At 48.5% G+C, this 23,975-nt stretch carries 20 protein-coding genes; 14 read left to right on the plus strand and 6 right to left on the minus strand.

Going from position 1 to position 23,975, the window contains the following annotated elements:
* Nucleotides 1-89 precede the first annotated feature (89 nt).
* Nucleotides 90-1,496 (minus strand): MFS transporter, encoded by a 1,407-nt coding sequence (locus MKX74_RS08775; protein ID WP_341178111.1) that lies wholly within the window; start codon nt 1,494-1,496, stop codon nt 90-92.
* A 136-nt stretch (nt 1,497-1,632) separates the two neighbouring features.
* Here MKX74_RS08775 and MKX74_RS08780 point away from each other — a divergent pair, with 136 nt between their 5' ends.
* Nucleotides 1,633-1,956: an ArsR/SmtB family transcription factor gene (locus MKX74_RS08780; RefSeq protein ID WP_028592279.1), complete on the plus strand. Its 324-nt coding sequence runs from the start codon at nt 1,633-1,635 to the stop codon at nt 1,954-1,956.
* Between the two features lie 183 nt (nt 1,957-2,139).
* Here MKX74_RS08780 and MKX74_RS08785 read toward each other — a convergent pair whose 3' ends face one another.
* A complete protein-coding gene (locus MKX74_RS08785) occupies nt 2,140-2,985 on the minus strand; it encodes an SDR family oxidoreductase (RefSeq protein WP_341178112.1) in 846 nt (281 codons plus the stop codon).
* 183 nt (nt 2,986-3,168) lie between these two features.
* Here MKX74_RS08785 and MKX74_RS08790 point away from each other — a divergent pair, with 183 nt between their 5' ends.
* The 4 genes from MKX74_RS08790 to MKX74_RS08805 all read left to right on the plus strand — a co-directional run bounded on the left by MKX74_RS08790 (nt 3,169) and on the right by MKX74_RS08805 (nt 6,125).
* A complete protein-coding gene (locus MKX74_RS08790) occupies nt 3,169-3,546 on the plus strand; it encodes a MerR family transcriptional regulator (RefSeq protein WP_028592281.1) in 378 nt (125 codons plus the stop codon).
* Nucleotides 3,547-3,693: 147 nt separating this feature from the next.
* Nucleotides 3,694-4,887 (plus strand): MFS transporter, encoded by a 1,194-nt coding sequence (locus MKX74_RS08795; RefSeq protein WP_028592282.1) that lies wholly within the window; start codon nt 3,694-3,696, stop codon nt 4,885-4,887.
* 218 nt (nt 4,888-5,105) lie between these two features.
* Complete coding sequence (locus tag MKX74_RS08800) at nt 5,106-5,843, plus strand: DUF1361 domain-containing protein (RefSeq protein WP_028592283.1); 738 nt, start codon at nt 5,106-5,108, stop codon at nt 5,841-5,843.
* A 78-nt stretch (nt 5,844-5,921) separates the two neighbouring features.
* Complete coding sequence (locus MKX74_RS08805; RefSeq protein WP_018883625.1) at nt 5,922-6,125, plus strand: YwbE family protein; 204 nt, start codon at nt 5,922-5,924, stop codon at nt 6,123-6,125.
* On the opposite strand, the gene MKX74_RS08810 is transcribed toward MKX74_RS08805, so the two are convergent.
* Nucleotides 6,073-7,416 (minus strand): MFS transporter, encoded by a 1,344-nt coding sequence (locus MKX74_RS08810; protein ID WP_341178113.1) that lies wholly within the window; start codon nt 7,414-7,416, stop codon nt 6,073-6,075. The two genes, MKX74_RS08805 and MKX74_RS08810, sit on opposite strands and share 53 nt — an antisense overlap.
* A 428-nt stretch (nt 7,417-7,844) precedes the next feature.
* On the opposite strand from MKX74_RS08810, the gene MKX74_RS08815 reads away from it, so the two are divergent.
* The 3 genes from MKX74_RS08815 to helD all read left to right on the plus strand — a co-directional run bounded on the left by MKX74_RS08815 (nt 7,845) and on the right by helD (nt 12,472).
* Nucleotides 7,845-8,903: an FUSC family protein gene (locus MKX74_RS08815; protein ID WP_018883623.1), complete on the plus strand. Its 1,059-nt coding sequence runs from the start codon at nt 7,845-7,847 to the stop codon at nt 8,901-8,903.
* A 77-nt stretch (nt 8,904-8,980) separates the two neighbouring features.
* Entirely contained in the window at nt 8,981-9,745 is a 765-nt protein-coding gene (locus MKX74_RS08820; RefSeq protein WP_341178114.1) for an exodeoxyribonuclease III, read from the plus strand.
* Between the two features lie 348 nt (nt 9,746-10,093).
* A complete protein-coding gene (gene helD / locus MKX74_RS08825) occupies nt 10,094-12,472 on the plus strand; it encodes an RNA polymerase recycling motor HelD (RefSeq protein WP_341178115.1) in 2,379 nt (792 codons plus the stop codon).
* Between the two features lie 151 nt (nt 12,473-12,623).
* On the opposite strand, the gene MKX74_RS08830 is transcribed toward helD, so the two are convergent.
* Nucleotides 12,624-13,064 (minus strand): Imm63 family immunity protein, encoded by a 441-nt coding sequence (locus MKX74_RS08830; RefSeq protein ID WP_341178116.1) that lies wholly within the window; start codon nt 13,062-13,064, stop codon nt 12,624-12,626.
* Nucleotides 13,065-13,464: 400 nt separating this feature from the next.
* Between MKX74_RS08830 and ade the strand changes: the two genes are divergently transcribed.
* The 5 genes from ade to MKX74_RS08855 all read left to right on the plus strand — a co-directional run bounded on the left by ade (nt 13,465) and on the right by MKX74_RS08855 (nt 18,520).
* Entirely contained in the window at nt 13,465-15,294 is a 1,830-nt protein-coding gene (ade, locus tag MKX74_RS08835; protein WP_341178117.1) for an adenine deaminase, read from the plus strand.
* Nucleotides 15,295-15,809: 515 nt separating this feature from the next.
* Nucleotides 15,810-16,412 (plus strand): hypothetical protein, encoded by a 603-nt coding sequence (locus tag MKX74_RS08840; protein WP_341178118.1) that lies wholly within the window; start codon nt 15,810-15,812, stop codon nt 16,410-16,412.
* A 68-nt stretch (nt 16,413-16,480) separates the two neighbouring features.
* Nucleotides 16,481-17,038, plus strand: a complete 558-nt coding sequence (locus MKX74_RS08845) for a hypothetical protein (protein WP_341178119.1) — start codon at nt 16,481-16,483, stop codon at nt 17,036-17,038.
* Between the two features lie 605 nt (nt 17,039-17,643).
* The gene (locus tag MKX74_RS08850) at nt 17,644-18,006 is read left to right on the plus strand and encodes a DUF3139 domain-containing protein (protein ID WP_018883615.1); all 363 of its coding nucleotides are present in this window, start codon (nt 17,644-17,646) and stop codon (nt 18,004-18,006) included.
* 130 nt (nt 18,007-18,136) lie between these two features.
* A complete protein-coding gene (locus tag MKX74_RS08855) occupies nt 18,137-18,520 on the plus strand; it encodes a HEAT repeat domain-containing protein (protein WP_341178120.1) in 384 nt (127 codons plus the stop codon).
* Nucleotides 18,521-18,617: 97 nt separating this feature from the next.
* Here the strand turns inward: MKX74_RS08855 and MKX74_RS08860 are convergent, their stop codons facing one another.
* Both MKX74_RS08860 and MKX74_RS08865 read right to left on the minus strand, forming a co-directional pair.
* On the minus strand, nt 18,618-19,601 hold the full coding sequence (locus MKX74_RS08860; RefSeq protein ID WP_341178121.1) for a DMT family transporter: 984 nt from the start codon (nt 19,599-19,601) through the stop codon (nt 18,618-18,620).
* A 7-nt stretch (nt 19,602-19,608) separates the two neighbouring features.
* Nucleotides 19,609-20,274, minus strand: coding sequence for a GntR family transcriptional regulator (locus tag MKX74_RS08865; RefSeq protein WP_341178122.1), 666 nt, complete (start codon nt 20,272-20,274; stop codon nt 19,609-19,611).
* A gap of 324 nt (nt 20,275-20,598) precedes the next feature.
* Here MKX74_RS08865 and MKX74_RS08870 point away from each other — a divergent pair, with 324 nt between their 5' ends.
* Nucleotides 20,599-23,709, plus strand: coding sequence for a hypothetical protein (locus tag MKX74_RS08870; RefSeq protein WP_341178123.1), 3,111 nt, complete (start codon nt 20,599-20,601; stop codon nt 23,707-23,709).
* The last annotated feature ends 266 nt before the right edge of the window (nt 23,710-23,975 follow it).

Raw genomic sequence — 23,975 nt, forward strand, 5'->3', positions numbered from 1 at the left:
CAATTTTACGCGCGAGCCTATATTTGATTCATTTGCTCCCCGCTTGCAGCGGCTCTATACACACATTTGATCTAGTCAAGGTACGCATTCTATGCTTCAAGCGAGCTGCGGGAGCAACGGAGTGAGGCAGTTACACTTTGCATATATCGGTAGGATGCAACCACAGACAGGATCGCCATCAGCAGTAGACCCCAGAAGATGTTGGAGAACGCTGTGGACAAGCTTAGATGATGCTGCCATTCCAGGGCACTGGAGGCTAATGCTACGCTGAATGCGCCTGAGAAAAATTGCAGTAACTGAAACAGTCCCATACCAGAACCAATCTGCGATCCCGGCAGAATCCGTGAAATCTCATTGGATACACTGCTTGAGAGCATGGTGAAGCCCAAGCTCATTACCATATACACGAACAGGATCGACAGCCAGGAATGTCCTGCAAAGAGTGCGAACAGCAGCACTGCGGTCAATATGACAAATGGTGCATATCTTAAAATGGCTGCATTTCCGTATTGGTCAATGATTGAGCCGACCTTGCGCGATACGATAACTGCCAGTAATGATCCCGGGAATATGATGAATCCGGCATGACTCGCCGTCATCTCATAATGATGCACCAGAATCTGCGGTATCAGGAATAGCGTCGCGAAGCTGCATAGATAGGAAGTAATCCCGATAACAATCAGCAGCATATAGTTATTCTGAGCGAATAAGGCTGGCTGAACGAACGGCTCTGGTGTCCGGCGAATGCGGACAATGAACAGCACAAGACCAAGTGCGCCTGCAAGCAGCATCAGCCAGGATTTATTGGTCAAGAACAGCAGCAGGGCTGTCGTACTAACACTGACTAGCAATGCGCCAATAACATCGAATTTGCCACGTGCCGGCTTTTCCTTGGGAAGCAGAGGGTACAGGAAGACGAGCACGATTAGAATTAAGGCGGTAACACCGAATAGATATCGCCAGCCCATAAATTCCACAATGGCACCGCCTGCGACCGGGCCAAGACCCAGACCAAGGGATACCGACGACATGATGGCTGCCATCATTTTGCCTCGACGTGAGAGCGGAATGTAGCGTGTGAACAGTACCATGGATAAGGAGATGATGGCTCCAGCTCCCATAGCCTGAATAATTCGCACGGCGAGCACAAGCCAGAAGCTCGTGGCAAATAATCCCGCAATCGAAGCAACCCCGATAGTCAGCAGTCCAATCGTCATCAGCCAACGCAATGGTAGAAAGTCGGACAGGCGACTGAATGTAATAGAGGAGATTGCAAAGGTAATCGAATAGCCAGTCACGATTAGCGAGGTAATCGTGGACGTGAGGCTGAAGGCCTTCGTCAGATCAGGTAGGGCCAGGTTGAACATGGCTGTGTTCATAATGACAAGTATGACAGCGAACCCGAGCAATAGAGTCAGCAATCCTTCACGTGGAAGGCCGCTTTCCGATGCTGCTTGTTGTTCTGTAATTGTGTTGTCTGTTGGAACCGAGTTCACAGTCTCACCACTCTTTTTCTTTATTTTATTGTTCTATTGTTATCGAACATTTGAAATATATCATGGAATCCGCTAAAATTCAATGTGGAAGTGAAGTAAGCGTTTCTCTTAATCACAAATAAGGAGAAGTATGATTATGAAGCAGCTCCATCATCCGTCGCGGGAGGACCTAGTGTTGTCCACCGTACTATATGCCTTGAGCGATCCAATCCGTCTGAGTGTCGTCCGTGATATCCGGCAGAATGGTGAGCAGGCCTGCAACAGCTTCACTGTACCTATTGCCAAGTCGACGCTCTCCCACCACCTGCGTACATTGCGTGAAGCGGGGATTGTCCGCACACGTATTCAGGGCACCCAGCGCTTCATTTCCTTGCGTGCGGAAGATCTGGAAGTCCGATTTCCAGGTGTGCTGAGCACCATACTGGATTCCTATGAGGCTACGCTGAGTAGCGCAGAATAGATACTTATTACTTGGGAAGCTGACTACTAGTAACCTATTATTGGTCGTGCTTTGATGTTATGAAAACTAAGAATTGTACTCCTCTTTGATCGGTTCATTTCTAGTAGGAAATATCTATATTAACCATTCTCAGCGAAAAAACGACGGAAGGGCCCAATCTGGGCTCTTCCGTCGTTTATTTTTCTACTTCTCGAGCGATTCCCGCCAAGTCATGTGCCCCATTAGACCCCGCATGGCGCTTAAATACGTTTCCTCCGTCTCGGTCCATCTCAGTCGGGCCATCTCTTCTGCATCTGGACCTGCGACAAAGCGCAGACGATCCGATTGGTCACAGGTGGCGACATACACCTGCTCGGCGACCCCATTCTCATCTGCAAAATCAAATGGATAGTTAATCATATTCTGCATTAATTGGTCAAAGTAGAATTGGTAAGAAGGCGGAATAGGAATGTTCAGGGTGGCGGTGGAGCTTGCCGAGAAGTTCGTAGTCCGCATATATCCCGGTTCGACCAACTTGATAGCGATATTCTGCGATTCAAGCTCGTAGGACAGGGATTCTGTTAGCCCTTCAACCGCATGCTTCGTTGCGGAATAGACTGCAAGCAACGGAGCTGGCGCATAACCGATGCTGGAACTGATGTTCACAATAGTTCCGCCCCCTTGCTCGTGAAAATGTGGGATAATAGCCTTAATGACATTCATAACGCCAAATACATTGGTTTCGAAAATCTGACGGGCAACCTCCATGGGGGTGGCTTCAAAAATAGCTGCGACGCTGATTCCAGCATTGTTCACTACAGCGTCAAGTCGGCCAAACCGCTCTATTCCTGCCACCATCGCAGCCTCAATGCTTGCGTGGTCTGTGACATCGAGCGCAGCTTCGATTAACCGCTCGGGATACTCTGCAGTTAGATGCCCATCAGGCTTGCGCATTGTCGCTACAACATTCCATCCCTCATTAGCAAATTTTTTGGCTGTGGTATTTCCCAAGCCTGTCGAGCATCCAGTAATCAACACAGTTTTAGTCATAGAAATCTCTCCTTCGTCATCATCATGTATGGGTTCTGGTTATAGCATAGGAGATTAGAGAAACTCTAAGTCAAGCCCCTGAAATAAAACATTGATAATCGAAGATTGATTTGACAAGATAACGTTTAAATCACTAATCTGAGTTAGAGTAACTCTAATATAGATAGGCGGTGGAGAACACTTATGGCTTATACTGTTAAAGAAGTTTCGGAGAAAACGGGTATTTCCGCATATACCCTGCGATTTTACGAAAAAGAAGGCGTACTCCCCCCAATTGAGCGAGACATGAACGGAATGCGCATATTTGACGATTCCATCATTGACTGGATCGAGTCGGTACTGGCACTGCGTTCAACGGGTTTATCTTTGAGCGAGATCAGAAAATACTTGGAGCTTTATCAAGACAAGAACACTACATTGGAGGAAAGAAAGGAGATTCTATCACTTCAGAAGAGCAAGGTAGAGGAGCAAATATCGCTCTTAATGAAGGCGTTGGAGAGACTTAACTACAAGCTGGCTTTAATCGACATCCAGCAAAATAGATTTGACAAACTGCCTTAGGTCAGACTGTGAGTCTGGTCCTTTTCAATATGTATAAAATGAGTATAATGGAAGCTTGGAGCTTGATTCGTCATAGCTTGTTCGGTAAAAGATGTCTCGGAGCAAACAAGCAACAACGGTGGGTTGCAGAGAGGAAGCTTACAGCTTATGCAGAGCGGTCAATTATACAAATTACGAAGCTTTTACCTATTCATTGGACTGGCTAGCGGATCATTCAGCCCCTACCTGACGCTGCTGCTAGTGAACAATGGTCTGACAAGCAGTGATGTGGGCGTCATTATGGCGGTCGGCACGCTGGTATCCATCTTTGCACAGCCTGTGTGGGGAGTGATCGCGGACCGTTATCAGCAGATGAGGCTTGTCCTTATTCTTAGCGTAGCGGTGCCAGGCATCATGGTGTTGTTTTATCAATCCCAATCATTTCTGATTATTATGCTTGTATATAGTATTATTACGGTCTTTGCGGCTACGCAGGCTCCGATTGCAGACTCTTATGCCATAGTAACCGCCCAGCGGGTGGGAGTTACGTATGGCAGCATTCGGCTGCTGGCAAGTCTCGGCTTTGCGATCGGGAGCTATGCTGGCGGCTGGCTCGTGTCTTTATCAGATGTATCGAATATCTGGATTCCCTATCTGGTGCTAAATGGGCTGGCGGCTGCAGTTGCTCTCCTGCTGCCACGCAAAGCGGAGGAGGATCATTCGCTGCGCAAATCTTTCACAGAGGGGATTAAGGAGCTGCTTGGGAACCGTATATTCCTGTTCTTCCTTGCTGGCTCGCTCTTGCTGAACCAGACGCTGACGGCTTTTAATACGTATTTTGTGCTGGCGTTCCGTATCGCTGGGGGCTCGGATAATCTGGCTGGTCTCGCTATGATGCTCGCGGCCATTACGAATGTGCCGTCCATGTTGATTGCTTCGAAGGTGATTAAGCGAATGGGACTGGAGCGTACGATGCTGCTGGCTGCTATCGCATATATGCTGCGTTGGGCCATTCAGATCGTATTCCCGCATCCTTATGTCATGATCGGGGTACAAACGCTGCATGGACTGTCCTTTGGCTTCTTCTATATTGCGGCAGTAGAATATGTAGCACGAGTATCGGGCAAGAGTATGCAGGCGACTGGACAAAGTATTTTCAGCATGGTCTTCGTGGGCGTTGCTGGAATTATGGGGAATGCGCTGAACGGCTTCCTGCTGGATATTGGTGGGCCTGATTTAATGAATCTGGCATGCGTCATTAGTGCTGCATTGGGTGTTGTTATGCTGCTGGTCGTGGTGTTTGGAACGAAGAACAAGGAGCTTCACCGTTCACGGGAGATCGTATCCGCGCTCCGCAAATAATTATTCTACACACAATAACAACCGTATTCTCCGTCACTCGGAGCCTACGGTTTTTTGTTGCTGCATGACAGGGGTAAGATAAGAGGAGTGGTCTGGAAGCGTTGTCGAACAGGATCAATTGTTGTACACTGTCCGAAGCATCGCGTTCTATTGAAAGGCTGGGAGTGAGACAATCGAGTTATTGTTATCATTCTGCGGCAAAGGTTAGAGGAGGAGCTATGTACGCAAAATTGAGAGCAATGAATTACCCCCGAAAGCTGAGCGCCCTACTGGTCATCATCTTAGTAGCAGTGGTGAGCACGGTGTGGGCGATTCGGGTGCAGCTTCCCTCCGGGGCACCTGCATATCGATTCGTGTCGTGGAATATGCTGCTGGCATTGATTCCGGTCATCTTCGCTGTATTGCTGGATGTAGGCTATGCCTCTCGTAAAGGGCTGCTGCGTACGGTGTATCTGTCGCTTGCCGGAGCCATCTGGCTGTTTTTTTACCCTAATACCCCTTATCTAATTACGGATATGCTGCATGTAGTGAGGCAGCCTTGGGTAGCGGAAGGGCGCTTCTGGATGCAGATTACATTCTGGAGCCATCTGCTGCCCATGTTGTTAGTGGGCTTCTGTGGAATCATGCTCGGCTACTTCTCGCTGGAATCGGTACGACAGCTTGTCCGTCATAGCTATGGAGTGCTGATCAGTTGGACGTTCACCTTCATTGTGCTGGGTCTGACGTCTATTGGGATTTATTTAGGAAGATTTCTGCGGGCGAACACGTGGGATATGGTCATGGATCCTCTGCTTCTCTACCAACAGATCAGCAGTCTCTGGGCAGATGCAGAGGCAGCCAGTCATTTTATGAGTGGTGCAGGGATGTTTTTCCTGTTCCTGGTGACATGCTATATGTTCATTTGGGCGGTATCCCATAGTGGCCGGGCCACGGAGCATCGTTCATTGGATTTGTGACCGCGTAGCAAGCTTGTGAAGAAGTGTTTGGTTAAATTTATATTAAAATTAAGAAGAATAATTGCAGGAGGACAAATCATGAATGGACAGAACAGAGCAAGCATCAGACCGGGTCTAGAGGTGGCCATTGTATTGAAGCAGGATCAGGCCACCGGCAAGCTGACACGGGGGATCGTCAAGGACATCCTGACCAACTCGGCGCAGCATCCTCATGGAATCAAGGTACGGCTTACGAGTGGCCAGGTCGGACGGGTGAAGCAGATCGGGACTCCCGGAACATAAAGTAATACAGAAGTGAGGATACGCTATACAGAACTCCGGTGATGCTAAAGGTGATAGCATAGCCCCAGTAGGTGCCGTACGTCGTAATCAAATAGGATTGAACAGGGCCCATGGTGGCCCATCCGATCATAAATGCTGTCTGCATCATGGAATTGGCAATTCCACGTCTGCGATCGGATACCCGGTCGATCATGACCGAGGAGTGAATGGGATTAGCTGCATTCATCAGTGCTTGTCTGAACAGGAAGCTAATCGAAGCTACCCACAGCAGGTTCGTAAAGCCTGTAATGAGCAGGAAGGGCAACGATAATACCTGAAAACAAACGACTGCCTTTACTGAGCCTAGCCTTGCCGCCAGATATGGACCGATTAGCATGGAGACGATGGTCATGACTTGTCCCAGAGCGATCAGCAGGCTCATACCGCTGAGTGAGGCATTGAAGCGGTTCGTAAAATACAGGTTCAAATACGGAATGACGAGTCCAGACCCGAATCCGATCAGGAGCTGAGTCAGCACGAACTGGCTGATAATCCTCCTATCGTTCGAGCCGCCCGCATTCTGATCTCTGCGCTGTAGCTGTACTGTCTGGGTCGTGGGAGCTGAAGAGGCTTCTCCCTGCTCCTGCGGCGCACGGACAGTATTCACGGCTTGCTCTGTCGCTGCAGCTGCCTGGACGATCTTGCCCCTGCTAGGGGCCTCGGACATATACAGCAGAGGAATGAAAGACAGCAGAGTTGCAATCCCACCTACACATAGCACCAGTTGAAGGCTAGTAATGTGATTCAGTCCAGCCCATTGCAGTCCGTCTGCAAATACCCCACCACCCAGACTCCCGATAATCTGTGATGCGAGCACAATCGAAGAGTATAGGCTGAAGACGCGCAGTCGTTCGGCTTTGCTTACACTTTCCGCCAAAAAGGGGATGGCCAGCACCTGCACGAAGGCAGCGAATAATCCTGACACGCCAGCCAGCAGAAGCATGCCTGAGCCCTCTGCCCAGAAGGAGCGCCCGACGAATAAAAGTCCGCTACAGCACGCGCCTAGGATCAGCAGTGTTTTGCGGCTTAGCCGGTCGCCCAGAAGGCCGACGGGAATGAACATGATTGCGGTCACCAGTGACTGTACACTGATGATTCGTCCATTCATCGTCTCCGAATAGCCTAGTCCTTGAATATAGAGATTATATAGAACAGAGAACATTCCTCCACCAATCTGGTAAAGCATGTTCGCTATAAAGAACAATCGCACATTACGTGGCCAATGCTGCAGCCGTTGTATGAAGCCTTCCACGAGCGGTAATCCCCCGATCCTTATGTAACCTGACTCTATACCGGTCAGGAACTCAATGTATCCATGCCAATCTTGTTATTCTAACAGGTTCTTGCTGCGTGCAACAGATCCACTGCCTATATTCCTTTGTGAATTCGTGGTTCTTGGTGGATGTGAACAGATCGTAATCAAGCGTATTGGCAGAGTATCGTCATGTTGAGGTATAATGCTGTAACAGGTCATGTAAGCTTGGTTTTATACCTCATTTCATACCTCATCGTATGGGGTATAATACTTCTAGACAATAGTCGCTGAATTCTATATAGTAGATCGGCATGACTACATTCATATTTTCCATTGAAATCATAAGGTATTGGGCAAATATAAGGTATATTCGCGGATGAGCGAATTGTTTCCAGCATTGTATTTGCGTCACAGGAGGGATTAGCTTGGCATTTGGAGCAAGGGTGTTAAAGACTGGTATAGCAGTCACATTGGCTCTGTATTTGAGCATGCTGATTGATGCCCAATCGCCCGTAGGTGCTGCCATTGCTGCTATTTTTGCCATGCAGCCTTCGATCTACAGGTCATGGCGGTATTTTCTCGATCAGGTACAGACGACGACGCTCGGGGCAGGGATGGCACTTCTCGGTGGAATGTTCATCTCGAACCAGCCCATCGCAGTCGGATTAGTATGCAGTCTGGTTATTATGATCTGTCTGAAGCTGAAGATGGGAGAGACAATCGGTCTGACGCTGGTTACGGTGGTATCTGTCATGGAGGCGAGTGACGATTGGCAGTTCGCTATTACGCGTTTTGTGTTGACCTTGATCGGTATTGTGTCGGCATTCATTATTAATATTACGGTCTTTCCTCCCAAGCCAAGGAAGCAATTTCTGAGTCAGATACATAGTGTGTTCTCGCAGATGTCACTCTTGCTGCGTACGGCGATATCGGATGAGATGAAGGAGACGGTATTCAGAGACGAGAAGAGCAGTCTGGGGGCAGCGATTAAGTCTCTATCCGATAAGTATAATCTGTTCGAGGAAGAGCAGAAGAAGCTAAAGCGTGCGCGCTACAGCAAGAGCCGTCAGCTGGTCGTGTATAAGCAAATGCTATTGGGGCTGGAAAAAGGCTATGAGGTGCTGAATGCGATTGAGCGCCATTATTTTCAGGCGGAGCGTCCCGAAGGAGCGGATCGCTTCTTCGATGAGCATCTGGAGCGGCAGATCAAGTTCCATGAGCATGGGCTGCTCAAATTCGAGGACAAGCTGAAGCCTAATGAAGAGGAATCTCGCAACTTTGAGAGAATGAATGAAGACTTCATGAACAAGGCGATTGAGGGCTTCGAGCAGAAGGACGATAATGGCATGCTGAGGCTAGCAGTAGTTGCAGCAAGCATGTACGATTACGGACATCAGCTGGAACGGATGAACCGACTGGCTGACCGGATTCATCGCCGGGATCTGAAGCAGGGGCGCAATACCGTGACATGGCTGCGGAGATAGAGAGTGCTCCGCTTGCCTGCTATGCGTCATGAAGCCCGTGCTTTATTGTTGTGATGTGAGTGAGAGGTGGAGAGAGCATGAAGCTGATATCATGGAATGTCAATGGCTTGCGAGCCTGTGTAAATAAAGGATTCATGGATTATTATCAAGAAATGCAAGCAGATATATTCTGCGTGCAGGAGACGAAGCTGCAGGCAGGCCAGATTGAACTGGACCTCGGAGAGGATGTCTATCAATATTGGAACTATGCGCTTAAGAAGGGCTATTCCGGTACGGCCATATTCACTCGGATGAAGCCGCTGAGTGTTCGTTATGGCATGGAGGAAGACAGCGAGCCGGAGGGACGAATGATTACACTGGAATTCGGGGCATTTTACCTAATAAACGTCTATACGCCCAATGCCAAACGTGATCTTACACGTCTGCCTTACCGACTGGAGTGGGAGGATCGCTTTCTAGCCTACGTGTTAGGGTTGGAGCAGTTGAAGCCGGTTATTATTTGTGGGGACCTGAATGTGGCTCACCAGGAGATGGATTTGAAGAATCCCAAGCCCAACATGGGTAACTCCGGGTTCACACTGGAGGAACGGAGCAAGATGACAGCGCTGCTTGCCGCCGGATATCTGGACAGCTACCGCCATCTGTATCCGGATCGTACAGACGTCTACAGCTGGTGGTCCTACATGCCGAAGGTTCGTGAACGCAATGTTGGCTGGCGCATCGACTATTTCCTCGTATCGAAGAAGCTGGAGAAGGCTATACAGGAGGCGCAGATTGACTGTCATGTCCTGGGCAGTGATCACTGTCCTGTCAGCTTGCAACTACAGTTGCCAACACATTGAGCAAGCACTTCTAACCACATGATAACTAAAAAAGCCACCTGTTCAATTTGAACATGGTGGCTTAAAATGCTACAATAATGAATGCTCTGTTCATTCCAGAAAGAGCCATATTCCTGATTCAATGTGGTTAAGTAAACAATATAGCTTCCCGATATAAATTCGAAAGTTTACTTAGATAACATTATTATACTACATTTTCAATGTTAGAACAATCCCTGATTTTCATAGTCATAAAAGGTTCATTACGAGTGGTAATTCATTTGCACCTTCACAAGGATTGTTGCCTTTGCCAGTAACGCTGGTTATTGCAGCAGTGTGCTGAACACAAAATAAGGGGGAGATTCATAGATGAGTACCGAACAAGAGTGGAAAACAGAACAGGAACGAGTCGATTCCGTCACTTCACTCATTCACAAGCAGATCCGTAAGCTGGAAGCCGAAACTGGGGACGTGCGCGGAGATGTTATTACGATGCGGAAGGAATTCTGGGATGAAGTAACGATCAACCTGTCCGAGTCTGATGATGTAGGGGAGACCTCGACCAGTATGCGTCAGCAATCACAGGTACTGGCTGAGCGTGAGCACCGGCATAAGCTATCCTTTGAGACGCTAGGCAGGCTTCGCAAGCTAGAGCAGAGCCCGTATTTCGGGCGCATTGACTTTGCAGAGGAGGGGCAGAAGGCAGATAAAATATATCTGGGCATCGCCTCCTTGCTCGACGAGGATGAGCTGAGCTTCCTGATTTACGACTGGCGTGCACCCATCTCAAATCTTTATTATGACAGTATGCCAGGCCCAGCGGAGTACAAGACACCTTCTGGTAACATTTCCGGGGAAATAACGCTCAAACGGCAGTTCGTTATTCGAGATGGTGATATCAAATTCATGTTTGATACGGGGGTCACGATTGGAGATGAGCTGCTGCAGGCGGTACTGAGCCGTAGCTCAGATGCTCAGATGAAGAGCATTGTTGCCACGATTCAAAGGGAGCAGAACCGTATTATTCGGGATGATCGAACACGGCTGCTGATCGTGCAGGGTGCTGCTGGTAGCGGAAAAACGTCTGCAGCGCTCCAGCGGGTGGCATACCTCTTGTACAAATACAGGGAGAGGCTAAGCGCGGATCAGGTCGTGCTGTTCTCGCCGAATCCGATGTTCAACAGCTACGTGTCCACAGTCTTGCCAGAGCTTGGCGAAGAGAACATGCAGCAGGCCACCTTCCAGGAATATCTAGAACGGCGACTAGGCAGGGAGTTCCAACTGGAGGACCCATTTGAGCAGCTCGAATATGTGCTTTCTGCCACAGAGACACCTGATTATAAGGCCCGAATTGCTAGCATGCAGTACAAATCCTCTGAGAGATTCCTTCAGGTCATTCGTGCCTATCGAAGTAGGTTGGAGAAGCAAGGGATGATCTTCAAGCCTGTTCGCTTCCAGGGGCGGGAGATCATCTCATCAGAAATGATTCATCATCAATTCTATGGCTTCGATCCATCGGTCCGTCTAGCTAATCGGCTGGAGCAACTGCGGGAGTGGATGCTGAAGGAGCTATCGCGATTTGGCAAGGAGGAGTTGTCGGCTTCATGGGTCGATGATCAGATCGAGCTGCTGGATAAGGAAGAATATCAGCGTGCGTATAACCGCCTTCGTCGCAAGAAGAAAGGAAATCTGGCAGGAAGCTTTGATGATTTCGACATGGAGCGTGACATACTGGCCAAAATGGTGGTCAGCAATCGTCTGAAACCGCTTCGCAAGTGGATCAAGACGCTACGGTTCGTGAACATCAAGAAGCTGTATAGTGAGCTATTCACGAATGAGGAGCTCTATCGTGAGCTGGCAGACGGAAACAGATTGCCTCTAGAATGGCAGGATATCTGCCGAATTACACTCGAGCGTATCGGCAAGGGAGAGCTAGCCTATGAGGATGCCACACCTTACCTCTACCTTCATGAGATTATGCTGGGCTTCCGCTCCAATAGCGATATTCATCATGTCTTCATAGATGAGGCGCAGGATTATTCCGCGTTCCAGCTGGCCTTCATCAAGCAGCTGTTTCCACGGGCCAAGATGACGGCGCTCGGTGATTTTAATCAAGCGATCTATGCTCATTCCTCGGTGCTGCAGGATGCGGGTCCTCTAAGTACCCTGTACGGACCGGAGCAGACCGAGCTGATCTCGTTAACTCGCAGCTACCGCTCAACGCAGGAAATTATTGAATTTACGAGGGGAATGGTTCCGGGCGGCGACCAGATCGTACCGTTCAACCGAAGCGGGGATAAGCCAAGGGTGTACATGACTGGCGATCAGACGGAGCATGAAGCAGCGATCATCTCCGATATCCAGCAGCTCCTGCAGGAAGGCTATGAGTCGATTGCTGTGATCTGCAAGACAGCGGAGGAAAGCTTGTCTGTATACCAGAGACTGGAGCAGGAGCTGACAGCAAGACATGTGGATGCCAAGCCGAAGCTGATCAAGAAGACTACACCCGCCTTTGAGAAGGGCATTCATGTCATACCCGCCTATCTTGCCAAGGGCGTGGAGTTCGATGGGGTGCTCATCTACAATGCTTCCGAGGAGCAGTACACACATGAGCATGAACGTAAGCTCTTTTACACCGCTTGTACCCGAGCTATGCATTCACTACACTTGTATTCGCTCGGTAATCCGAGCCGCTTCATCACCGAGCAGGCTGCTAGTACCTATGAGCAAGCGAATGTGAATGTGTAACTGACACCTAAGGCGCGGCTGATGGCTATACAGCAGATCTAAGTTAACAGGTAGCCAAGGACATGAGTGTCTTGCAGCGTGTGGTGAAATCAGTGAAATCAATGTGATAAGGGAGGGGCGGATATTCCGCTCCTCTTATTCATTTTAAAAGCTATTCATTTAGAAGCTCTTTAAATCTGCCAGACAGATGCCATTCGTCGAAAATACCTCCTATTTGCTCAAAGGCCTGATGAATAATGCTCATCAGTTCATTAATGATGTCAGGAGTATGCTTCAGGTGTGCTGTGATATTATCCTTACTGTATTTCTTAAGAAGCATCACATATGCCGAATCGTGAATGACCTGCTCCAGCACGAGATAGATGGCATCCTCCGCCTGAAAGGTGCGCCGCTCTTGAATGAGGATCCCACGCTCATGTAATTGCAGTCGGTAGCAAGTGGGCTCAACGATAATGTGCGGTACGAGATCAGGATAATGCTTCTCGTCGAATAAAGCCTCTACCATCTTGTAGAGGTTGTCTTGAGGCAGAGTGGTGCCGTGGAGATGGGTCATAATCTGATCAATCAATTGTTGTGTGTTATAGAGGGACATGAGATCGTCTCCTTTCCGTTGTAGGGCGGTCATTGCACGGACACTGTGTGGACATTGCACAGACATTGTATGGACACTGAACAGACATTGTATGGACATGCACGGATAACGTATGGACATCATCCTGATATAACCTTATCATTCCTCACTCAATAACTCATCACGTACATGAGCTAATATAATTTGCATAGATAAAGTGTAAGCTAATATATCGCACAAATGACAGCGTATTCGGTGAATGCACAGTTTTGTACGCCTTTTTTGGTGGATCGAACAGTCGAGATAAAGATGATTTACATATCCATGCCACAGGATTATAATACGAAACATATATTTTTTGCAGGTTGATTCTACGGGTCGAATGGAATAGCTTGTATTATTGCTATGGAGGTCATGTGTAATGAATCAATTTCAACGTCCGCCACTTGCGGATTGTGTACCGGAGCTGGTGGCTACAGCCAGAGGGGATAAGCCTGCATCTCTGGTCATTCGGAGTGGAACGCTCGTAAATGTGACCTCTGGCGAGATCATTCCGAATATGTCGGTCGCTATTCAGGGCAGTCGAATTGCCTATGTAGGTGCCAATGTAGAGCATACGATCGGTCCGGAGACTGTAATTATTGAAGCGAATGGTCGTTATATTGCCCCAGGACTGCTGGATGGACACTGTCATATTGAGAGCACTCAGCTCACCGTTACAGAGTTCGCCAAAGCGGTGCTGCCGCTAGGAGTTACAGGTGGCTTCTTCGATGCACACGAGATTTCCAATGTATTGGGACTGCCAGGACTGCGGCTTATGCTGGAGGATGCGCGGACCACGCCTATGGCAGCCTACATGCAGGTAGCCTCATGTGTCCCTTCGACGAGTGCGGAGCTTGAGACCTCAGGAGCTGCTTTTGGTCCTGCAGAAGTAGCAGAAGCACTGACCTGGGGACCGGATATGATTGGTCTTGGTGAGGTGATGAATTTCCCGGGTGTCGTGTATGGGGATGAGACGATGATCGGCGAAATTCAGGCGACATTGCGTGCAGGCAAGGTTGCAGATGGACATTTCACATGGGCCTCGGATGATTGGCGGCTTCCGGTATATGCTGCAAGTGGTGTCTCGGGGGATCACGAATGCGTCACGCCCGAGGATGTAGCCGAGCGCATTCGACTTGGTATGTACGCCAAGATGAGACAGGGGTCGGCCTGGCATGATGTTGCCGAGACGATCCGTGCCTGTACGGAGATGGGGCTGGATACACGGCGCATGATGCTGGTAACGGATGATCGCAGCGCGGAATCGCTCTTGCATGAAGGGCAGATGGATTATGTCGTGCGTCATGCCATTGCGCAAGGAGTGAAGCCCATTACAGCATTCCAGATGGCTACGCTTAATACGGCTGAGCGCTTCGGGGTGGCTCGGGATATCGGCTCGGTGACACCGGGTTCGATTGCAGATATTATTTTGCTGGACGGTCGATTGGCTGATGTACAAGTGAGCGCAACGATTGCTGCTGGTCAGCTGGTAGCCGAGCATGGCCATATGATCGCGGACTGGGACAGCTTCCGCTACCCTGACGAAGTGAAGAACACTGTGCGGCTGAAGGCGGAGTTCACCCCGGACCGCTTCACCATTCAAGCCCCATGCCCGGATGGAGCAGCGGAGGTGCGTGTCATCCAGGTGACGGAGAATCACGTAGAGACGAAGGAAGTGCAACGCAAGGTCGCTGTAAGTAATGGTGTGGTCACCGCTGATCTGACCAGTGATCTGTGCAAGATTGCAGTATTCGAACGACATAAGGGGACGGGCGCAGGCTCGGTAGCGTTGGTGACGGGTGTTGGCTTCACGATTCCAGCCGCGATTGCCATGACCGTAGCGCATGATAGCCATAACCTGCTTGTAATCGGAAATGATGATGAACTGATGGCCAAGGCCGCAAATCAAGTCATTGAGCTGCAAGGTGGAGCAGTAGTGTGTACGAATGAAGATGCTACAATATTCCCGCTGCCGATCGCAGGTCTGATGTCCGATGCCCCATTTGCCGAGGTGGCCCATCAGTCGGAGAGCATCAGTCTCGCGCTCCAGCAAGCAGGCTGTAAGCTTAATAATGCATTTATGACCCTGTCGTTGCTCGCTTTGGTCGTGATTCCCGAGATCCGCCTGTCCGATCAAGGGCTCGTTGTCATCGGTGTCGACGGTATCCGCAAGGTGTCCATGTTCATTGGACATGAGCTGGAGAGTTAATTCATTTACAAGCGAGTGTTAGTATATGGACGGCATGTGTATGGGGAGTCATACGGTTGACTATGTAGTCTAGGCTGAAGTACGTAATATAAGTTAGAGTATGTAGTGTAGTTGCTGAGAAGGACACCCGGATCTTCAAAGAGAAGGGTGCCTTCTTTTTTGTGGGCATTGGAATAAAAGAACTACAAGCACTTCGCAAATTCCACATTTTAGGTTATCATGAACAAGGATTAGCTAGTGATATGAGGTTGAATGCTATATTCGGATGGTACAGGGCCCAATAGCTCGTGAGTGCTACATGGTATGTCTATTTAGTAGAGTAATAATTACATAGGTTAACTTTTATCTTGAACGAATATGATTTCAGCTTGCTGTTCAACAGCTATTCAGCATAGATCGAAGAATAACAAGCTTAACAGCGGTCAACAGGCTCCCCGCTTGCAGCGGCTCTACATTATAGTTGATCTGGTCAAGCAACTAATTCATTACATTAAATATTATTGGGGGGCATAAGCATGAATAGCTTGAAAGAAACGAATAGCTTAGAAGATACGATATATCAAATGATTCAAAAGCAAGTAGATACCTGGGAGCAGCAGCTCTTGGACGATATGTATGTGTTGTCGTTCTACATTGAATGTGAGGATGATGATCCTAGACAGCCGCGGCTGGTGTTCGGCTATAACACAGAATCTCAGGTACAGAATAGCCTGTCCGATGCATCGGACCCTGCTGAAGCCAGATGGAATTATGCATTTTGGCTGCAAAATGAGGAGATTGTCATTGGCGATAGCTACGACGATGAGGCGTCCGAGACGCTACCGTTGAGAGATCAATGGGTTAAGTCTCTGCCATCATATTATACGGATGAATTGGAAGCAGCAGATTTTAACCAGGCTATGGAGCTGGGTAACCAGATTGTAGCGAATTTCTATGAGCTGGTGAAGGGTGTCATTCAAAGACTGCACGATCAGGGAGACGTACAACGTGTGTTCGGTCGTATCGTCCCATTGCTCATTCATGAGCTGGAATATAATGACGAGATCGCTGAGATGAATACGGCCATTAACCCTGCGGGTAGTGTGAGGGAATTCGTAGCATGGATTGATTCGATGTAAGGTGAGCGTGTTAAATAGTCATTTAGCCATAAAGGCAAAACGTATTACATAAAAGAAGGGAGCAAGCGATGAAGCAGAAGCTTATTTTGTTTTTTGCTACAGGGGTCCCCTATGGACTGTGTATGGGATTGTTCATGAGAGTATACAGCGACTCATGGCTTGTATCCTCACTGATCTTTGGCGTGGTATTCGGGCTGTTCATGACAGGGATTGCCTCACTAATCCAGTGGATTAACCTGAAGCGGTTGGGCTATGAGAAGGGGAAGATCCAAGTCCGAAATACCATTGAGCTCGAAGTTGAGGGAACGAAGCAGGAGATCTTCGAGACCTGTATATCTTCATTACGTATGCTCACCCGTACCAAGCTCAAGGAGCATAACCTGGTAAGGGGTACGATTGTCGCAACAACTGGCGTAAATTGGCTCACCTGGGGCGAGGTTGTATCCTTTCAAATGGAGTCGGTGGATGAGCAACGGTGGAGAATTGAAATTGATAGCAGACCCGCACTTCGAACTACAGTGATTGATTACGGAAAGAGTAGAGAGAATTTGTCCCAAATACTAGGGTATTTTAGAGTCTCCAAGCTTTCATTCCAGGTAGTTCGAGATGAGAATGCCATATCTTAGACTTGACCCAGCCACTTAGCCACACAATCTAATAAGCTCAATTTGTAGAAAAGGAAATCGGCGCAGATGAACACTTGTCCAACATGTGATACTACAGAGCTGAAGCAAGCCCATTCTTTCCTAAGCAGACTTATTCTCTCCAGTTACGTTATTTTAGTGGGGTGGGCCTTTAGCGGGGATGTAGGTATTGGCGTAATCATGGCTATCCTTCCAATCATTATTCCCTATCCGTATATCTGTCAAGAATGTAATCGGATAGAGTTAGGCCTTGCACCGCAGTGCAGTGTTACTGGGTTGATCGGTGTGAACGACCCATTAAGCAAGATGCTAATTGCATGGGGACCATCCATGCTGGTCATCGCTCTACTGATTTATAGGTTCCCTTATACTGGCCTTGGTAGAATTGTATATCTGCCCACGATTTTATTCACGAATACGGCTCTGATTGTGACAACGCTTTTTGTGACCAGGAAATTGAACTTGTTCATAAAGGGTTTGCTTTGGATAGCTTGCATCTTGTTGACATTATGGTTAGCCGTGGCATGGTTCCCACAGGAATATAATCCACCAGTCATTGAACAGCTATGGGGGGGGATTGAATAAGAATGTCCAAGCGCAAGCCTAGATCGGTCGTCGCGATTGTGATCTGGACGATTGTTGTAGTTGTTATACTGACACCTGTCGTATATGTACAAGTGAATAAAGTCATTTACGCCAATCGGGTAAGCCAGTATCTGATCGGACAAGAGCATTACACACGTGAAGACATTGCATCTGTCAAAGGAATTTGGGGCATCAAATTACCCCCATTTTTCGCAACGGTAGTCTTCAAGGATGAACCCCATGTGGAATACGTATACTTTGCCCACAATGAAGTGATGCAGTTCAGCTACCACCTTACAAAGGAAGCACAGGAGAAGGGGCTTACGCTGAATAAGTCAGAATTGAAGCATGTTGTTCAACAGTAGTAGGCAAGAGAGTACAAGATCGGCATATAAGAGGGGCAGGAACCTTGGACAATCAACAGGTTAGCAGCATAACGTATACCGAGCAGCATATGGAGCTGGTTCGGCAGGGGCTACGGGCTATACGTGATTATTGGCAGGGTGCCAATACTGTGGAGAAGCAAGCCTGCTCTTTTGCCTGGACCGATATCTTGATCCATACTTTGGCTATGAGCTGTCCTTCAAGGAGGAGTTAATACAGCTACTGGAGCGGGAGCTATTCGGCTGCAACGTGCAGATTGTGAAGGAGGATATTCTTCAGCTGCTGAGCGAATACGCGTCTGACAGACTCGATTATCTGGCGGAGCATTTGATGGATATGGATCCTGAGCTACTTCCAGATGCGATTTATGCGCTAGGGCTTACCTTTAATGCGGCTTACCTTCCGATCGTGACCAGGTTTGAGCAGCATGAACAGCCTGTAGTTCGAGCAGCAGCGACACAGGCACTGATTGAATTGGGTAGGAAGCAGGAGTAAAGCGATATATGGCTGTACAACAAAGACGCGCAGTGAGCCCTGACTACAGGACATCGCTGCGCGTTCATTCGTTTGGGTCTATCGGACAATTCTAACCTTATCGCTCTATGGGCCTCGTGTTCTGGATACGTGCATGGGGTGACGTCGTTCGATGTGATGCATAGCTATGTAAAATCATACCGATGACCACCAGCATCATGCCGAACCAGGCTACTGGAGACGGAAGAGGAAGCGACAGGAACAACAGTTCACCAGCCAAGGCAAACAGCACCTCCATAGATTGGGTAGCTTCGACGGAGGCTAGTTTTCGAAGATCTCCGCGCACCAGATCTGTTGCTTTGAAGAACAGAACCGTAGCAATCACCCCGGAAAATAGAGCAACCAGCAGCGCCTGAAGGCTCTGCTCCCTACTGGGCAATCCTGCGGTGGCAAGACCATACAAGGAGAGGAGCAGCCAGAAGGGCAGACTGGCGATGGTCATGCCGAGTACCCGCTGGGTGGTATCCAGTCGCCCCCCGCAGAGCTCCATCATTTTACGATTGCCTAGTGGATAGGCGACCGAGGCGAGCAGCACAGGAATGACACCTAGCAGCAGACTTTTCGGTGATATTCCTTGCGCGTGCTCAACCTGCATCAGAACAATGCCTAGAAGAATTACGAGAGACAAGGCAAGGCCTTTAACGGGAATTTTCCCGCGGTGTTGAACAGGGCCGTTACTGGTTAGGATGGTCTCGACAAATAACGGTGCGAGCAAAGTACCAGATATAATCGTCATCTGCCATGTACCCGCAATTAGCCATCCCGGCGAATAGGCCGAAGCAAGGCACAAGGGGGCGTAGAAGAAGCCGAAGCCGACCGTGCTCCATAGTATCCAGCTACCGGGGTTTTTCTTCATTTCTGCTAAAAGAGGACGAAGTCTGTGTCTGAACAGCACCAGGCACAGGAGAAGTGGAAGCATAAACAGATATCTCAACGAAGCGCTCCACACCCAGCTTCCACCTGACTGCTGCATGGATGAATTGAGTACAAAGGTGAAGGCGAAAAAGAAAGACGCAGCTATACCAATAACAACCGGCTTCACATCCATGTCACCTCAGCTCGGATGGCTCAGTCAGCAGCTTTCCGAGACTCAGCCAATTGTCTTCAACGAGACGAGCAACGCGGTCGTATTCCTTAAGCCTGCATGCATCCATGATTTGAAGATGCTGCTCTACCGATTGCAGGCCATTCAAGGTATTGAATTGTGATATTTCCAACCGCTGAATCTTGGGTATGCTACGTTCCAGTGCCAATATAATCTCAGGATTTGCTGCGACATCCAGAAAGACCTTATGAAAGCTCGTATCTGCCTCTACAGCTTGAATTGCATTACCTCGTTCAATGGCATGCTGTAATGAGGCATTGCACTCCCCCAAAGCCTGAATATCTGCGGGCTCTAGTAGAGGAGCTGCAAGTCTGGCCGCCAAAGCGTGTAAGACAGCGACAACGGTAAAAGCGTGCTCAGCCTCCTTCACATGTATTGGAGCAACAAAAGTAGATGACCCCGGGAGCGATCCCACCAGACCTTCATCCTCCAGCTTCTTGAGCGCTTCTCGGACAGGGGTGCGGCTAATTCCGAATTTCTCAGCTAAGTCCTTGTCACTGAGCCGCTCCTCAGGTTGTAGTTCCAGTGTAATGATGGACCTTCTTAACGTGTGATAGACTTCATCACGCAACGACAGGCGTTGAATGGGCTTAATGATATGTTTATCCATAAAACCAATATATCAGATATCGGTTTCACCAGCAATGCAATCTCAGCAACTCATTCACCGATTTCTTCGTCTACATATAACATCATAGAACTAGGTCATTTTGTTCAGAATGAATGGTATTTATTTGATATAAAAGTAAAAATTTATATAAAAGATATAGTTCTAATTTCCTAACATCATGATAAAAGGCCTGAATTTAATGTAATTCATTCTCCATTTTTCGATTATGATGAAAGTAATTTCCATAACATCAATTGACATACTTCTATGGGGATTGACAAGCATTACTTACATCAAATTATCAAATTACGGGAGGCTTTTGCCATGACTACATTAGACAACGGGTTCCTGACACCGGAGGAAGTAGCACAATCATTATTATTTTCAGAGGTTCAGCGAGGTCTCATTGGGGACACGATCCATCTGGTTGCGGCGAATCTGGAGCTGACCAAGGAATACTTCAAGGATGTAAATGTTCACTACATCATTCATGCGGATACAATCCATTTGCGTGAGAATCTGGAGATTCCGGGCAGGAATGTAGCCTTGAACGCTCGTATTATCTCGTCTGACAGCCAAATAACCATCAATACGTCGTATACCAAAGTGCCTGTAGAGGACTATGAAAACAATCCAGCCAAATCGGGCACAGTAAAGCCAAATAAGGGTGCAAATGGGGAAGATGGGGCTCATGGTAAAGATGGAGGACATGGTATCGCAGGAGGACATATTGTATTGGTAGCCGAGCGCTATGAGTTGGGAGGGGAGCTCAGGCTGATTGCCAGCGGTGGTCCAGGCGGGCGTGGACAACATGGCGGCGATGGTGCTGCTGGAACAGATGGAGAGGCAGGGAAGGATGCAGAGGTCGGTTTCTTTTGGAATGATGATCCTACGGCCGGGAAAAACGCTGGCGATGGCGGAAATGGTGGAAATGCAGGGAAATCCGGTAACGGAGGTAATGGTGGCGATATTTTGGTAGGCTATGTGGAATCAGCCAGGGAGGATCTGATTACGCTGTATAGTGCAGCCGGGCAGGCTGGTGCGGATGCAGAGCCTGGTAGCGGTAAGTCAGGGGGAAAAGGAGGATTGGGCGGTCGAATCATCAAGTACGGTCCAGGGCGTGGAGACAGGGCTCCGGTTCCCTATATTAGTAATGAACGTACGTACAGTGGGGCAGACGGTAAGTCTGGTCACGATGGGGCGAGAGCTGCTTCGGCTGTGTCAGGCAAGGCAGGCCAATTGGAAAAGATGCTGATTGAGCACGCTCAATTCCACGGCTCGCCCATCGAGCATGGTTCTGTAAAGGAAGAGTTTATTAAATTCTATCAGCAGGGTATCCTGTGCGCTTCGCTGGAGCAACAAATGCTCACCATTCACAAGGCTAGCGTGGCTTATATGGCTGGGAGCGAAGAAAGTCTGACAGAAGCTGCGGTTCTGCTGACATGGCTAATACACACTTTGCCAGATGAAGGTTGGTTCGACCAGATGCGAGCAAGACAGGTGCAGACGACCGCCTTCATGGAGCAATTGTTCACCGATTCTGTTCAGTGGCTGGCGTTGCGTAGTAAAGCGGTCATTCTCCTTGCTCAATTAGGTCAGGGACTGGACTATTTCGGGAATCCCTGGAACTGGACGCCACTAATGCCTTTAAATGAGTATCAGAAGCGTGGAAGCGATCTGATTACAGCGGCGAAGCAGGCCGAGGATCTCTATATCGAGTATATGCAGGCACAAAATAATCAACAGAACCGAGAAGGCACGCTGAAGAAGGCCTTGTCCATTACTGCGGACAATATTGTTCTAATGGAGGATGATCGGGCTAAGTCTATAACAGCTCGTTCGGAGCTCAAAACCGAGATGGATAGTATGCTGAGTAATCTGTCTGAGAAGGAAAATGAATTGGCCAAATCCGCAAATGAGTTTGTGGAGGCCTTGAAAATGCAACTGGCGCTGGATTCACTGAAGGCCACCTTTGATCTGGTCGTCAATGGAGTAGCTCTCGTCACCAATGTTACCCCTGCCATCACTGCATTACGTGCAGGTGGAGCCATTTACTCGGCTGTCAATAGCTACTTCGAGTCTGAAGCAAAAGCAGCGGATAGCGGTACGAGCACGGAGCAGACCGATAAGGAAAAAAAGAAAAAAGAAGCAGCCCTAAGCAAGTCGATGGACAATGTGAAAAAGGTATTTTCCTCTGGCTATGCAATCTATCAAAGCGGCAGCGAGCTAATAGATATTGCCAAGCAGATGGAACAGGCCCGCGATCAGTTCGGTTACCATGCCTCGATGGTTACGATGACACGAGAGGAATTCGAAAGCATGCTGGAGCCTGTGTACAAGAAGGTATCCAAGGAGAAGGTAGAAAATTATCGCAAAGCCTTCTATGGTTATCTGAATGTGGTAGAGAGCTATCAAGGAAAGGTGCAGACCTACAATGCCAAGTTCCTTGAAGAAGAGAAGCTGCTGGCAGATGCCACGCGCCTTCGTGCTGAGGACGAGCGTCTCCGTCAGGCTCTGGGCAATCAAGTGGACCCATCGCTACCGTTGTTCCATACGTATATTTTCAGTATGTACAATGATGCCAAGCAGAATCTGATTGACTTCTTATATCAGGAGTATCAGGCGTTCCGTTATATGGTGCTGGGTCATGATCTATTCCCGCAGATTCGGGGCAGTCATGTAGCCGAATTAAGCCAGATTCATGCGACGATTACGAATAAAATCATAGAAGCAGTGAATCACTCGGAGACGCCAATCCAGACGTATCGTAATATTACTGTGATCCTCAATGAAGCTACTTATCCGGAGCAGTTCCGAGCGCTGCGTGAGCATAAGCAGGCGTTCTTCGCCCTGTCCCTGGACAATAAGGCCGTGCGTGAGAAAATTGCGGGGAAAGCACATATGACGGCTAGTCAATGCCAGGTTCAGCTGCCGGGTGCGAGACTTGATTCGGGGAATGTTCATGTGAGATTTGCTCATATGGGTTCTTCTACGTTCCTGGACCCGCAGGGGGAGCGATTCGATTTTGTGCATAAGAAAAGCAAGGGCTTTTATGAATACCAGGTCTCTATTACTCCTGCAGGTCCACAAGGTGGAGTGACGGAGAAAATTGAAAGCTATTCGGGAGGCAGTGCAGGAGATGGCCTCGGCCGAATCATGCCGGGACTGTTATCTTTGTGGTCCATCGAGGTACCGCTTGCGGACCTGAACAATGATCCGTTGAATAGTGGGGTAAACCTCAAGGATGTTACCAAGATTGTGATGACGTTTGACGGTACTGCTGTAGCCTATACAGATCGGAAGCCTTTGAGAGGCACCAGTAAGCCAGCACGGGAAGAAAAAGATATTACGGCTCTGGGCGAACAGGTGTATGGTGCAGATGCAGTGACAGCTCCAGGAGCTGAAGGGGCAGAGAATATCATTATTGAATTGTAAGTCCGATGATTGGATTGTCGCATGCATAATAAGAAGGACCTTAGCTATTGGGCTAAGGTCCTTCTGTCGTGCATTCGTTCTAAGCCGGCCTGAGGAATAGGTGTTTGATATTGCCTGTGATGACATTTGAACCATGTCACTTTGTTCAGAATGATTGTTAATTATATGTAATAAATGTAAAAATTTATATTAAATATATAGTTCTAATTACCCAAACAGGCCAGTTGTAAGCAAAAATTAGTGGAATTCATAGTCCATTTTTCAAT

It is taken from the genome of Paenibacillus sp. FSL K6-1230 (genome assembly GCF_038002385.1).
Taxonomy (GTDB): domain Bacteria; phylum Bacillota; class Bacilli; order Paenibacillales; family Paenibacillaceae; genus Paenibacillus; species Paenibacillus massiliensis.

Bases quoted from the DNA above. Each gene is read 5' to 3' on its own strand.
- MKX74_RS08865 (WP_341178122.1), bottom strand. From the start codon at position 20,274: ATGGATAAACATATCATTAAGCCCATTCAACGCCTGTCGTTGCGTGAT.
- MKX74_RS08780 (WP_028592279.1), top strand. From the start codon at position 1,633: ATGAAGCAGCTCCATCATCCGTCGCGGGAGGACCTAGTGTTGTCCACC.
- MKX74_RS08845 (WP_341178119.1), top strand. From the start codon at position 16,481: ATGAAGCAGAAGCTTATTTTGTTTTTTGCTACAGGGGTCCCCTATGGA.
- MKX74_RS08800 (WP_028592283.1), top strand. From the start codon at position 5,106: ATGTACGCAAAATTGAGAGCAATGAATTACCCCCGAAAGCTGAGCGCC.
- MKX74_RS08850 (WP_018883615.1), top strand. From the start codon at position 17,644: ATGTCCAAGCGCAAGCCTAGATCGGTCGTCGCGATTGTGATCTGGACG.
- helD (WP_341178115.1), top strand. From the start codon at position 10,094: ATGAGTACCGAACAAGAGTGGAAAACAGAACAGGAACGAGTCGATTCC.
- MKX74_RS08785 (WP_341178112.1), bottom strand. From the start codon at position 2,985: ATGACTAAAACTGTGTTGATTACTGGATGCTCGACAGGCTTGGGAAAT.
- MKX74_RS08795 (WP_028592282.1), top strand. From the start codon at position 3,694: ATGCAGAGCGGTCAATTATACAAATTACGAAGCTTTTACCTATTCATT.
- MKX74_RS08840 (WP_341178118.1), top strand. From the start codon at position 15,810: ATGAATAGCTTGAAAGAAACGAATAGCTTAGAAGATACGATATATCAA.
- MKX74_RS08805 (WP_018883625.1), top strand. From the start codon at position 5,922: ATGAATGGACAGAACAGAGCAAGCATCAGACCGGGTCTAGAGGTGGCC.
- MKX74_RS08830 (WP_341178116.1), bottom strand. From the start codon at position 13,064: ATGTCCCTCTATAACACACAACAATTGATTGATCAGATTATGACCCAT.
- MKX74_RS08790 (WP_028592281.1), top strand. From the start codon at position 3,169: ATGGCTTATACTGTTAAAGAAGTTTCGGAGAAAACGGGTATTTCCGCA.
- ade (WP_341178117.1), top strand. From the start codon at position 13,465: ATGAATCAATTTCAACGTCCGCCACTTGCGGATTGTGTACCGGAGCTG.
- MKX74_RS08820 (WP_341178114.1), top strand. From the start codon at position 8,981: ATGAAGCTGATATCATGGAATGTCAATGGCTTGCGAGCCTGTGTAAAT.
- MKX74_RS08870 (WP_341178123.1), top strand. From the start codon at position 20,599: ATGACTACATTAGACAACGGGTTCCTGACACCGGAGGAAGTAGCACAA.